This is a genomic window from Lentzea sp. NPDC059081, assembly GCF_042738015.1.
Classification (GTDB): Bacteria; Actinomycetota; Actinomycetes; order Mycobacteriales; family Pseudonocardiaceae; genus Lentzea.
The window spans coordinates 114,981-126,609 of sequence record NZ_JBHYGW010000012.1; the positions used below are offsets into that span (position 1 = coordinate 114,981).

Consider the following 11,629-nt stretch of genomic DNA (forward strand, 5'->3'; position numbering starts at 1 on the left):
CGGGTTCCGCCGATTTCGGCGGCCGCCGCGCACGATCCGGCCCCGAACAGTCCACTTCGGACTTGAGCGGCCTCTCGGCGGACGCGGTGCGTTTCGCACGACCGGTCCACCTCCTACTTTTGATGCAAACCAGCCCCTCGAACGCCTTTCGTGCGCTGCGGTGACCGATGATGGACCGGTCACGTCCACCGAGTACCGACGGCGGCCACTGCGGTGCCCCGGAACGCGGGGGCGATCGTGCCGGAGGGATTCGCGGAGGGCCGTCATGCCTACTTTGTCGCAGCCGGCACATCAGTCCCCGCCGCTGCACCCGTGGGCCGCACTCGGCACCGCCGTGGCCTCGATCGGCATGCTGCTGCTCCTCCCGAGCGCGGCCGGTGTCGGCTCCGGCCTCGGACCGGTGCCCGCTCGCGGGGACGCCGAGTGGTGGACGGTTGCGACAGTCCTGCTGGTCCAGGCGGCCGCGGTCGCCTGGACCGCTCGCGCCCCGAGTGCTGTGGTGCCCGGCGTGGCGGGGATGGCGCTGGTGCTGATCCCGGTGTCACCAGGGCCCGCGTTCACGCTGACCGCCGTCGCGGTCATGGTCGCGGTGTTCCTCGCTGTCGGCGCCCGCGGCGTGCGACCGCTGCGGGGACCTCTGCTCGCCGCGGGCGTGCTGCTGGCCGCGGGGCAGTTCGTCACGGCGGACTCCCGCGGCGCTTCCAGCACGGCTGCCGCCTTCGTCGGCGCGGTGCCGCAGGCGCTCCTGGTGATCGGGCTTCCGCTGTTGGCCGGCTCGGTGATCGCGGCACGCAGGGAAGCGCACGAAGCCCTGCGCCGGGAACAGGAAGCGCTGCTGAAGGTGGCGATCTCGCAGCAGCGCACGGCGATGTCCCGGGAGCTGCACGACATCGCCGCCCACCACCTGTCCGGGATCGCGATGATGGCCGCGGCGGTCGCCCGGCAGATCGACACCGACCCCGCCACGGCCAAGGACTCGGTGGGCCAGATCCGCGAGCAGAGCCGTGCCGTGCTCACCGACCTGCGCCGGTTGGTCGGGCTGCTGCGCGAGGACGCCGACGCGGGCCGTCCGGTGGAGACCCTCGACTCGGTGGCCGAGCTCGTGCGCGTGCACCGCGCGGCGGGCGCCGAGGTCAGCCTCGTGCTGCCCGCGCGGCAGGTCGCGGTCGGCCCGCTGGCGCAGCTCGTCGCCTACCGGATGGTGCAGGAGTCACTGGCGAACGCGGCGGTGCACGCACCAGGCGCGCCCTGCGCCGTCGAGGTCGGTGAGGCGGGCGGGGAATGGCTGGCGGTCACCGTGCGCAACGGCATGCCCGGTGGCCCGGATCTGGGGTCTGGCAGCGGTTTCGGTCTGGTCGGCATGGCCGAACGGGCCCAGCTGGTCGGCGCCGTCCTCGACTACGGCCCCACCGCGGAGGGCGGGTGGGAGGTGCGGCTGAGCCTGCCGGTGGGGGAGACGGTCGGTGCGGCGAACGGGGCCCGCAGCGTCCCCTGAGCCACCGGTGCACCAGCGCCCGAGCGCGCTCGTTGCACCTTTCGATGGCACCGCACGGCTTCGGTCCTTCGCATCTCGGCGCCGGCCCGCCGCGCCCCGAGGATTTCGGCATGACGATCTCGGACCACACCCCGTCGCCGGCCGCACCCGGTCGGCAGGCCACGGAACCGCGCGGTTCCGGCGGGCCGCTGCGCCGGCATCCGCTGCTGAGCTTCTTCGTGCTCGCCAACCTGCTGAGCTGGCTGGCCTGGACGCCTTACGTCCTGTCGCAGAACGGCCTCGGCCTCTGGGACTACCGCTTCCCGGAGGTGCTCGGGACCAGCCAGTTCGCCGGGGTGCTGCCCGGCGCGTACCTCGGCCCGATCGTCTCGGCCCTCGTGGTCACCGCGGTCGCGGACGGCCGAGCGGGGCTGCGGCGGTGGGCGGGCCGGATGTGGCGCTGGCGGGTCCGGTGGCAGTGGTACGCGTTCTCGCTGCTGGCGGTGCCGGTCGCGATGCTGCTCACGGGCCTGGCGTTCTCGGGCGGGCGGATCGCGGCGCCGTCGACGATGGCCCTGGCCGCCTACGTCCCCGCCCTCCTGCTCCAGATGGTCACCACGGGGCTCGCGGAGGAACCGGGCTGGCGCGACTTCGCGCTGCCCAGGATGCAGCGCCGGTTCGGGCCGCTGACCGGCACGATGATCCTCGGCCCGCTGTGGGCGGCGTGGCACCTGCCGCTGTTCCTGACCGAGTGGGGCGGCTGGCCGAACGCGGACTGGACCCGCCCGGTCGTGTTCGTGGTGTTCTGCGTGACGTTCAACGTCGTGATGACGTGGGTGTTCAACCGAACCGGGGAAAGCCTGCCGCTCGCGATGCTGCTGCACGTCAGCGTGAACAACTTCGCCTCGGTCATGTGGGCGGAGACGTTCCCGACGATCACCGGTGAGCGCCCGATGCAGGCGATGGCGGCGGGGTCGGTCGTCGCCGCCGTCCTGGTCGTGCTCGGCACCCGCGGCCGGCTCGGCTACCGCCCACCCGCCGGATGACGGCCGGGTCCCGCGTCAGGAGCTTCTGCCGGGAACGGCGACGACGTGGTTCTGGTACGCCCAGACGACGGCCTGCAGCCGCGAGGTCACCCCGAGCTTGGGCAGCATCCGCGCCAGGTGCGACTTCACCGTCGACACCTCCACGACCAGGTTGCGCGCGATGTCGTCGTTGGACATCCCCTGGGCGAGCAGCAGCAGGATCTCGTGCTCGCGAGGGGTGAGCAGCTCCTCGGCCCGCCGCCCGGTCACCGGCTGGAGCCGGCGGCGGTGCACGAACTCGCGCAGGATGCGGCGGGTCAGCGTCTGGTCGATCGTGCCCAGGCCGGCGGCCACCTGCCGCACCGCGTGGACGATGTCGTCCGGCTCGGAGTCCTTGAGCAGGAAGCCGGACGCGCCCGCCTCCAGCGCCCCGAACACGTAGTCGTCGAGGTCGAACGTCGTGAGCACGAGCACCGGCACCTGCGGGTCGGCGTCCGGCGCGCACAGCTCCCGCGCGACCTCGATGCCGCTGCGGCCGGGCATCCGGATGTCGAGGCAGGCCACGTCGGGGACGAGGTCGCGCGCCATCGCGAGCGCCTCGGCGCCGTCCGCGGCCACCCCCACCACCTCGATGCCGGGTTCGGCGCGCAGCAGGGCCGCCAGACCGGCGCGCACGAGCGGCTGGTCGTCGGCGACGAGCACGCGGATCATCGGGTTTCCTCCGGTGTCGGCATGGGCGCAGACACCATACTGATCGCGTTCTCCGCCGTGTCGCGTGCGTGACGCTCCGGTCACTCCCGGAGTGGTCGTCCCGCTGCTCACGGCGGGCGAGTCGATGAGCGTTGACTAGGCTGTTCGGGTGCCTGAGATCGACGACCACTCGACGATGGGCGGCGTCGACGCGTGGCAGGGGTTCCTGGACCACGGCGAGGTCGTCGGCCCGCACCTGCACGAGTTCGGGCAGCTGGTCTACCCGGCGTCGGGACTCCTGGTCACGACGACCGACCGCGGCACGTGGGCGACGCCGGCCGACCAGATCGCCTGGACACCACCGGGTTTCACCCACGAGCACCGCACCTACGGGGTCACGGACATCCGCGTCGTGGAGGTCCCGTGGAGGCGGTGCGCCGAGCTGCCGGACCAGCCGGGGATCTTCGCGGTGTCGCCGCTGCTGCGCGAGGCGGTGCTGTCGCTGACCAGTGGCCGTGCGTTCGCGGACGTGCCTCGTGACCGCCTGCGCGACGTGGTCGTGGACGAGCTGGTCACCATGCCCGAACAGCACCTGCACCTGCCCGAGCCGGGCGATGACCGGCTGCGCGCCGTCACCCGCCGTCTGCACGAGGAACCGGGGTCCACCCTGACCCTCGCCCAGCTGGGGCGTGAGGTGGGCGCGAGCGAACGCACCCTGAGCCGCCTGTTCAAGACCGAGCTCGGCATGAGCTTCCACCAGTGGCGGACCCTGCTGCGCGTCCAGCGCGCCCTGATCCACCTGGCCCGCGGCCTGACCGTCACCGAGACCGCGGTGCGGCTCGGCTGGGCCAACCCGACCAGCTTCACCGAGGCGTTCCGCGCCGTCGTCGGCCAGACCCCCGGTCGTTACGCGAGCGGCGGCGCGGACCGGTAGCCGGTGCGGTCAGGATGTGGATCTTGGCGGGTTTCCGGGCTCAAAGCGGCGGACGGGCGGTGGCACGCCTCCGTTTCGGATTTCAGGATTGCCGCATGACTTCCGTGACACCGTTCGACGTCCAAGTGCCCGACTCCGCTCTCGAAGACCTGCATGCACGGCTCGAACGCAGCCGGTTCCCCGCCCCGCTGCCCGGTGACGGATGGGACACCGGCGTGCCGGTGGCCTACCTGCGCGAGCTGGTCGCGCACTGGCGTGAGCGCTTCGACTGGCGCGCCGTGGAAGCGCGGCTTCGTCAGTACCCGGGTTTCATCACCGAGATCGACGGCACGACCATCCACTTCCTGCACATCCGGTCCGTTGTGGACGGTGCGACCCCGCTCGTCCTGACCCACGGGTGGCCCGGCTCGATCCTCGAGTTCCTGGACGTGATCGGACCGTTGACCGATCCGGCGGCCCACGGCGGTGACCCCGGTGACGCGTTCCACCTCGTCATCCCGAGCCTGCCGGGTTTCGGGTTCTCCGGTCCGGTGCCCGATCCCGGCTGGGACGCGGCGCGGATCGGCAGGGCGTGGGCCGAGCTCATGGAGCGGCTCGGGTACGACCGTTACGGCGTGCAGGGCGGGGACATCGGATCCGCGGTGTCACCCGAAGTGGGCCGGGCCGCGCCGGACCGCGTGATCGGGGTGCACATCAACGGCGGCGGGTTCGTGCGGCACCAGTTCACCGAGGAAGAACTGGCCGGGCTGACCGACCTCGAACGCGATCGGGCGCGCCGCATCGGCACCTTCCTGCGCGAGGAGACCGGCTACATCGCCATCCAGGCGACCCGGCCCGCCGCCATCGGACCGGCCCTGGTCGACTCACCCGTCGGCCTGCTCGCGTGGATGGTCGACAAGTTCAAGGCGTGGACCTGGCCGGTGGAGGCGTTGCCCGACACCGTTCTCGGCGCCGATCGGCTGCTGGCGAACATCACCCTGTACTGGCTGACGGCCACCGCGGAGTCGTCGGCCTACGTGGGCTACTCCCAGCTGGGACTGGGCGGTCCGCCGCCGGTGAGCTCCGGCGTCCCGACCGGCGCGATCGTGTTCGCCCACGACCGGGGCATCCGGAAGTTCCTGGAGCGGTCGAACAACGTCACGTCGTGGACCGACGTGGAGGGACGCGGCGGCCACTTCGCGGCGCTCGAAGAGCCCGAGCTGCTGGTGGACCACGTCCGGGAGTTCTTCCGGCCGCTCCGTCCGGCGGTCAGCGAGTCCTGACACGCCGTCGGGACCAAGTTCTGTGCGGCATCGACTGTGCGTAGCATCTCTGCTGCTCGCCGTGTGGTGAGCAGCGGAGAACAGCGTCCACGGTCCAACAGCGTGCCTACGACGTCGAGCGAGAGGTGCGCGCCGTGAACGCGTTGGACAGCCATGACCGGTTCGAGGCGACCGCGCCGGTACGCCGTGCGGAGGCAGACCTGCGGGGGTTGTTCGGGCAGGCGACCGCGGTCATCGCGTCGTTCGCGGGTCCGACGCACGTGCTGGAGAGCGCGAACCCGGCGTTCATGACGCTCTTCGGCGTCGATCAGGCCCGCGTCGGTGACGTGCTGCCCGGATCGGCCGCGGACAGCCTGGTTCCCTTGCTGGACCAGGCTTATCGCACGGGCGAGGCGTGCACGGCGCGTGACGTGTGCGCGGAACTGGGCACCGGCCCCGACGCCCGCGAGGTGTCCTTCGACCTCACCGCCGAGCCCCGTCGGGACTCCGCGGGCGAGGTCGTCGGCGTGCAGGTGATCGGCTCGGAGACCACTCAGGTCAGGCACGCCCAGCGGTTGATGGCCGAACACCGCGTCCTGCTGGAGCAGATCGCCAGGCAGGCGCCGCTCACCGAGGTGCTCGACGGAATGGCGCGGTGCATCGAGGAACTGGTGCCGCAGGAGCTGTTCGTGTCCGTGCTGCTGGCCGAACCCGACGGCCTGCACCTGCGGCACGGCGCGGCGCCCAGCCTGCCCGCGTTCTACAACGAGGCGATCGACGGCATCGCGACGGGCGAGGGTGTCGGCTCCTGCGGCACCGCCGCGCACCGGCGCGAACCGGTGATCGTCACCGACATCGCCACCGACCCGTTCTGGGACGACTTCCGCGACCTGGCCGAGCGGGCCGGGCTCGGCGCCTGCTGGTCCACCCCGATCCTGGCGCGAGACGGCAGCCTGCTGGGCACGTTCGCGATGTACCACCCGGCACCGCGCGTCCCGCAGGACACCGACCTCGCCCTCATCGAGGTCTTCACCGGCACCGCGGCCCTGGCGATCGAACGTCACCACATCGAACAGGCCAAGCGCGCCGCCGAGGCCCGTGCGGCGTCCGCCCTCGAAGACCTCGCGACCGCGGTCGAGGCCGAACGGGAGCTGCGCGCCGACGCGGAGCACAGGGCAGCGGCCGCCGCCGACCTGGCCGCCCGGATGCGCGCCGCGGCCGTGGAGCAGGCCAGGGCCCCGCGGCCCGAGCTGTGCCAGCTCGGCGGCAAGGCGGGGTGCGCCGCACCGGCCGAGATCAAGGTCGCCGACTCGTGGGGCGACGCGGCGTGGGGCTGCGCCGCGCACGTCGAGCAGGCGCTGATCCACGTGCGCTCCGTCTTCATCGCGAGCGAGGAGCTCGGCGGCCTGGCCACCTACCTCCGCCGCTGAGGTCCGTCCCGGGATTCCCCCGGGAGAGGCCGATAACCGGATGACCGCTCGACGGGAGTGTGGTTCGCTCCCGTCAAGTGATCGATGTTCACAGCTCGACGCGCACGGCCGCTGTGGCGGTCGCGGTGGTGGTCAGCACCGGAGGCGCCGTTCAGGCCCGCGTCAACGCGGAGCTCGCTGCCCGTCTGCACGACGGGATCGCCGCTCCGCTCGTCACGACGGCCATCGGGCTGGCCCTGCTCGCCGCCGTGGTCCCCGCCCTGCCTGCCGGTCGCCGCGCGCTCGGGGCCGTCCGGACGGCGTTCCGCACGGGCAGGATGCGCTGGTGGCACGGACTCGGCGGGATGTGCGGCGCGTTGTTCGTGGCGAGCCAAGGGCTGAGCGTCGGTTCGCTCGGTGTCGCGGTGTTCACCGTGGCGGTCGTCGCGGGCACCACGACCGGCAGCCTGCTGATCGACCGGTGGGGGCTCGGGCCCAGCGGCCGGCACCCGGTGACCAGGGCTCGGATCGGCGCCGCCGCGGTGTGCGTGGCGGCGGTCGCGGTCGCCGGCAGCGGCGAGCTCGACGCGCGGGGAGTGGCGCTGATCGTGCTGCCGCTGGTCGCCGGGGCGGCGCTGGCCTGGCAGACTGCGGTGAACGGCAGGGTCGGGGCCCAGGCGGGGTCCGTCCTGGCGGCCACGGTGCTCAACTTCGTGGTGGCGGTGCTGACCCTGTCCGCGATGTTCCTGGCGGAGGTGGCGGTGCGCGGCCTGCCGGCAGGAGCTCTTCCGCGCGAACCGTGGCTCTACAGCGCGGGTCTGATCGGCATCAGCCTGATCGTGGTGGCGGCCGCGGTCGTCCCGCGCACCGGAGTGCTGCTCTTCGGCCTGGCGAGCGTGTGCGGGCAGCTGCTCGGCGCGGCGGGAGTCGACCTCGCCGTGGGTTTCCGGCCTGCCGTCACGACGTGGGTCGCGCTGGGACTCACCCTGGTGGCGGTGGTGATCGCGGCCAGGGCGAGGTCGTAGCCGACGAGGGTCCCGCGGCGCGCTCAGGTCAGGCCGGCCTCGTGGGCCACGACGGCGGCCTGGACCCGGTTGCGCGCGCCGAGCTTGTCCAGGATGGAACTGACGTGCGCCTTCACCGTTCCCTCGACGATGTAGAGGGTGCGGGCGATCTCGGCGTTGGAGTGCCCGGCGCCGAGCAGCGCGAGGACATCGCGTTCGCGGTCGGTCAGCGTCTCCACCCGCAGCCGTGCTTGCGCCGCCGAGACGCCGAAGCCGCGGTACGTGCGGATGACGCGGTGGGCGATGGCGGGGGACAGGAACGCCGCCCCGTCCGCGACGGCGTGCACCGCGGTGATCAGCTCGCGCGGGTCGGACGCCTTGAGCAGGAACCCGGCCGCCCCGCCGCCCAGTGCGCGGGCGATGTAGTCCTCCTGGCCGAAGGTGGTGAGCACGATGACGCTCGTGGCCGGTGCCACCGCGGCGATCTCGTCCGCCGCGGCGAGGCCGTCGAGTCCGGGCATCCGGATGTCCAGCAGCGCCACGTGCGGGCGGTGAGCGCGCACCAGCTCGACGGCCTGGTGCCCGTCGGCGGCCTCGGCGACGACCTCGACGCCGCTGTCGGTCGCCAGGATCGCCCGGACGCCGGCGCGGACCATGGCCTCGTCGTCGGCCACGAGCACCTGGATCACTACGCCTTCTCCAACCGGTTCTTGGACACCAGCACTTGGTCAGCGAAGCAGAGTTGGTAGACATCCGAGCCGATGTCCACCAGGCCGTCACCAGCTTGGTAGTACACACAATCCGCGTCGGCGGGCTGCGGCGGTGTGGCGATCACCCTCGGCGCCCGGCCGATGTCACGCGGCGGCAGCAGGCGCTCGACGTCCGCACGTGGCTGGCCGGGCCGCAGCGTCCCGAACCGGTCGTCCGCGAGCCCGGACCGCGCGGCACTGAGCGCCTGCATGACGACGAGCGCCGCGACCAGCGCGAGCCCGCCGCCGACCGGCAGCGCGGCGGCCTGGAGCAGCCGGCGCCGGGTCTGCCGCCTGGTGACCCCGGGCTCGAACGCGGGCCGCCGTGGCGCGGCGCCGGTGAGTGCGCCGTCGGGCAGGACCGCGGTCACCGCCCAGCCGCCGTCCGGCTGTGCGCCCGCCACCAGGCTGCCGCCGGCCAGCCGGACCCGCTCGTCCAGCCCGATCAGCCCCTGCCCGCTTCCCGCGCCGGCGGCCGGTCGCGTCGCTTCGTCGTTCACCACCTCGATCCGGGTGGGGGCGAGCGTGACGGTCACCGACGCGCCCGGCGCGTGCCGGGCGGCGTTGGTCAGCGACTCCTGGACGACGCGGTGGGCGGCCTGGCTCGCCATCGGCGACCACGCGGGGACCGGGCCGTCGTACCGCAGCCGCACCCGCAGGCCCGCCGCGGTGGCGCGCCGGACCAGGTCGTCGATGCTCTCGTCCGGCGGCCGCAGGCCGGTCGCCGCGTCCGCGCTGCCGAGCACCCGCACGATCTCGTGCAGCCGGTGGGTGGCCCTGACCGCGCCCGCCCGCACCTCGCCGGCGGTCCGGCGCTGTTCGTCGGTGACGCCGGCCGCGAGCTCCAGCGCACCGCTGTGCAACGCGATCAGCGCCAGCTCGTGGCCGAGCGAGTCGTGCATGTCCTGCGCGATCCGGGCCCGCTCGCGAAGCCGGGCCTGTTCGGCGACGATGCCGCGTTCGCGTTCGCGCTGCTCGGCGAGCAGACGCCGGAAGCGGCCGAACCACCACGGCAGCACGGAGGCGGTGAACTCGACGAACACCACCGAGAGCCACACCGGGACCGGGTCGGGCGAGCGCGCGAACGCCAGCGCGAGGCCGACGGCCGTCACAGCGGTGAACACCCACATCGCGACGGCGAGCGAGCTCATCCGACGGCCGGCCGGATAGGCCAGCACGGCCATCGGCAACGCCAGCCAGCCGCCGCCGTCGAACATCAGCACCTGTGAGAGGGACAGCCCGGCCGACAGGACCAGGAGCGGCGCCCAGACCGGATCCGCGCGTCGGTTTCGCACCCGGCTCACGATACAAACCCCGGCGGTCGCCGTGCCCCCGACGAAAGTCAGGGTGCCGGCCTGACGGACGACCGATGTCCCGGCCGGGGCCGCTTTCCTAACGTCGGCGCCATGATCACGGCCAAGGCACTGAGCAAGCGGTACGGCGACAAGGTCGCCGTCGACGACCTCTCGTTCGAGGTCCGTCCCGGCGTGGTGACGGGCTTCCTCGGCCCGAACGGCGCCGGCAAGTCGACCACCATGCGGCTCATGCTCGGCCTCGACCACGGCGGCGGCGAGACCCTGTTCGACGGCCGCCGCTTCACCGCCATCCGGCACCCGCTGCGCGAGATCGGCGCGGTGCTGGAGGCCAAGGCGTTCCACCCGACCCGGTCGGCGCGCGACCACCTGCGCATGCTGGCCGCCGGCAGCGGCATTCGCGCGTCCCGTGCCGACGAGGTGCTCGAGTTCGTCGGCCTGGCCGAGGTGAAGCGCAAGAGGCCCCGGGGTTTCTCGCTGGGCATGGCGCAGCGGCTCGGGCTGGCCCAGGCCCTGCTGGGCGACCCGGCGACGCTCATCCTCGACGAGCCGGCGAACGGCCTGGACCCGCACGGCATCCACTGGCTGCGCGACGTGCTCTCCTCGCTGGCCGCCGAGGGCCGCACGATCTTCGTCTCCAGCCACCTGTTGCCGGAGATGTCGCTGATGGCCGACGAGCTCGCGGTCATCGGCCGCGGCACCATGATCTACAACGGCGACGTCCAGGGCTTCGTCCGCCGGTTCACCCGGTCGACGGTCCTGGTCCGCAGCCCGGAGGCCGACCGGCTCGCGGCTCTGCTGCGCGCAGCAGACGGAGTCGTCGAGGCCCTTCCCGGCGACGCGCTCCGAGTGTCCGGTGTGGACATAGGAGCGGTCGGGGAGCTGGCCTTCCACAACAACATCATGGTGCGCGAGCTGACCACCCAGACCGCCTCGCTGGAGACGGCCTTCATCACCGCCACCGCGGCCGCCGAGGAGTACGTGGCGCACCAGCCCACCGGAGGTGCCGCGTGAGCGACGCCCTGCGTTTCGAATGGGTGCGGATCCGGACCCTCCGCTCCACCTGGTGGCTCATCGCCTCGGCCTTGCTCCTCAACATCGCCCTCGCGCTGGGGATCGCCCTCCTCACCCGGAACGACCCGCCGGACGGCGAGGTCGTCGGCATCGCCGTGACCGGGGGAGGAGCGAGCTCACCGGTGCCCCTCGTCGGGGTTTTCCTCGCCGTCGTGGGCATCCTCGCGACGGGCCACGAGTACCGCTACGGCACGATCCAGCCGACCCTGACCACCGTGCCGCACCGCTCGGCACTGCTGACCGCCAAGATCGTCGTCCTGGCCGCCACGGCCCTGGTCGTCACGGCCGCGTCCCTGGTCACCACCCTCACCACCACCCTGCTCGTCCGGGGCGAGGCCCCCGGCCTGACCGACTGGCCGCTCAACGCGGCGATACCGGGACATTTCGTCCTGGTTCTGCTGTGGACGGTCCTCGGCGCGGCCTTGGCCCAACTGTTCCGCGGCGTGCCGGCGGCGCTCGTCGTGATCCTGGTGGTCCCGCTGGTCGTCGAGCAGCTGATCATCAGCCTGTCCTACGTCCCGGTGCTGCACTGGCTGGCGCCGGCCGTCAAGTTCCTCCCCTTCACCGCCGGCCAGCAACTGGTCCACCTCGGCGGAGAGGCCGACGCCGAGCTCTTCGGCCGCTGGGCGTCCGGCGGCGTCCTCGCGGCGTTCGTCGCGATCGTCCTGGCCGCTGCCTGGACGCTGTTCACCCGCCGCGACGCCTGACCCGACAAG

Annotated in this window: 11 protein-coding genes; 8 read left to right on the plus strand and 3 right to left on the minus strand. The window is 72.9% G+C overall.

Translation table 11 applies throughout. The features are described 5' to 3' along the window. Nucleotides 1-265: 265 nt before the first annotated feature. Both ACFWV3_RS25665 and ACFWV3_RS25670 read left to right on the plus strand, forming a co-directional pair. Nucleotides 266-1,495, plus strand: a complete 1,230-nt coding sequence (locus ACFWV3_RS25665; RefSeq protein WP_382414423.1) for a sensor histidine kinase — start codon at nucleotides 266-268, stop codon at nucleotides 1,493-1,495. Between the two features lie 110 nt (nucleotides 1,496-1,605). Next, entirely contained in the window at nucleotides 1,606-2,520 is a 915-nt protein-coding gene (locus ACFWV3_RS25670) for a CPBP family intramembrane glutamic endopeptidase (RefSeq protein ID WP_382414425.1), read from the plus strand. Nucleotides 2,521-2,535: 15 nt separating this feature from the next. Here the strand turns inward: ACFWV3_RS25670 and ACFWV3_RS25675 are convergent, their stop codons facing one another. Further along, a complete protein-coding gene (locus ACFWV3_RS25675; RefSeq protein ID WP_382414427.1) occupies nucleotides 2,536-3,210 on the minus strand; it encodes a response regulator in 675 nt (224 codons plus the stop codon). 175 nt (nucleotides 3,211-3,385) lie between these two features. On the opposite strand from ACFWV3_RS25675, the gene ACFWV3_RS25680 reads away from it, so the two are divergent. The 4 genes from ACFWV3_RS25680 (at nucleotide 3,386) to ACFWV3_RS25695 (ending at nucleotide 7,798) form a co-directional block, all read left to right on the plus strand. After that, complete coding sequence (locus ACFWV3_RS25680; RefSeq protein ID WP_382414652.1) at nucleotides 3,386-4,123, plus strand: helix-turn-helix domain-containing protein; 738 nt, start codon at nucleotides 3,386-3,388, stop codon at nucleotides 4,121-4,123. A 95-nt stretch (nucleotides 4,124-4,218) separates the two neighbouring features. Then, on the plus strand, nucleotides 4,219-5,385 hold the full coding sequence (locus ACFWV3_RS25685) for an epoxide hydrolase family protein (RefSeq protein WP_382414429.1): 1,167 nt from the start codon (nucleotides 4,219-4,221) through the stop codon (nucleotides 5,383-5,385). A gap of 134 nt (nucleotides 5,386-5,519) precedes the next feature. After that, nucleotides 5,520-6,794 carry a GAF domain-containing protein gene (locus ACFWV3_RS25690; RefSeq protein ID WP_382414431.1) on the plus strand — a complete coding sequence of 425 codons (1,275 nt, stop codon included), beginning with the start codon at nucleotides 5,520-5,522 and terminating at the stop codon, nucleotides 6,792-6,794. A gap of 77 nt (nucleotides 6,795-6,871) precedes the next feature. Then, nucleotides 6,872-7,798 (plus strand): DMT family transporter, encoded by a 927-nt coding sequence (locus ACFWV3_RS25695; protein WP_382414433.1) that lies wholly within the window; start codon nucleotides 6,872-6,874, stop codon nucleotides 7,796-7,798. A 23-nt stretch (nucleotides 7,799-7,821) separates the two neighbouring features. On the opposite strand, the gene ACFWV3_RS25700 is transcribed toward ACFWV3_RS25695, so the two are convergent. Then, nucleotides 7,822-8,466 (minus strand): response regulator, encoded by a 645-nt coding sequence (locus ACFWV3_RS25700; RefSeq protein WP_382414435.1) that lies wholly within the window; start codon nucleotides 8,464-8,466, stop codon nucleotides 7,822-7,824. After that, nucleotides 8,466-9,821 (minus strand): sensor histidine kinase, encoded by a 1,356-nt coding sequence (locus tag ACFWV3_RS25705; protein WP_382414437.1) that lies wholly within the window; start codon nucleotides 9,819-9,821, stop codon nucleotides 8,466-8,468. Before ACFWV3_RS25705 ends, ACFWV3_RS25700 begins: the two co-directional genes overlap by 1 nt. A gap of 111 nt (nucleotides 9,822-9,932) precedes the next feature. On the opposite strand from ACFWV3_RS25705, the gene ACFWV3_RS25710 reads away from it, so the two are divergent. After that, the gene (locus ACFWV3_RS25710) at nucleotides 9,933-10,853 is read left to right on the plus strand and encodes an ATP-binding cassette domain-containing protein (protein WP_382414439.1); all 921 of its coding nucleotides are present in this window, start codon (nucleotides 9,933-9,935) and stop codon (nucleotides 10,851-10,853) included. Next, nucleotides 10,850-11,620: a hypothetical protein gene (locus ACFWV3_RS25715; protein WP_382414441.1), complete on the plus strand. Its 771-nt coding sequence runs from the start codon at nucleotides 10,850-10,852 to the stop codon at nucleotides 11,618-11,620. Before ACFWV3_RS25710 ends, ACFWV3_RS25715 begins: the two co-directional genes overlap by 4 nt. The last annotated feature ends 9 nt before the right edge of the window (nucleotides 11,621-11,629 follow it).

Coding starts and splice junctions, on each gene's coding strand:
- ACFWV3_RS25680 (WP_382414652.1), top strand. CDS start 3,386: ATGGGCGGCGTCGACGCGTGGCAGGGGTTCCTGGACCACGGCGAGGTC.
- ACFWV3_RS25710 (WP_382414439.1), top strand. CDS start 9,933: ATGATCACGGCCAAGGCACTGAGCAAGCGGTACGGCGACAAGGTCGCC.
- ACFWV3_RS25670 (WP_382414425.1), top strand. CDS start 1,606: ATGACGATCTCGGACCACACCCCGTCGCCGGCCGCACCCGGTCGGCAG.
- ACFWV3_RS25665 (WP_382414423.1), top strand. CDS start 266: ATGCCTACTTTGTCGCAGCCGGCACATCAGTCCCCGCCGCTGCACCCG.
- ACFWV3_RS25675 (WP_382414427.1), bottom strand. CDS start 3,210: ATGATCCGCGTGCTCGTCGCCGACGACCAGCCGCTCGTGCGCGCCGGT.
- ACFWV3_RS25685 (WP_382414429.1), top strand. CDS start 4,219: ATGACTTCCGTGACACCGTTCGACGTCCAAGTGCCCGACTCCGCTCTC.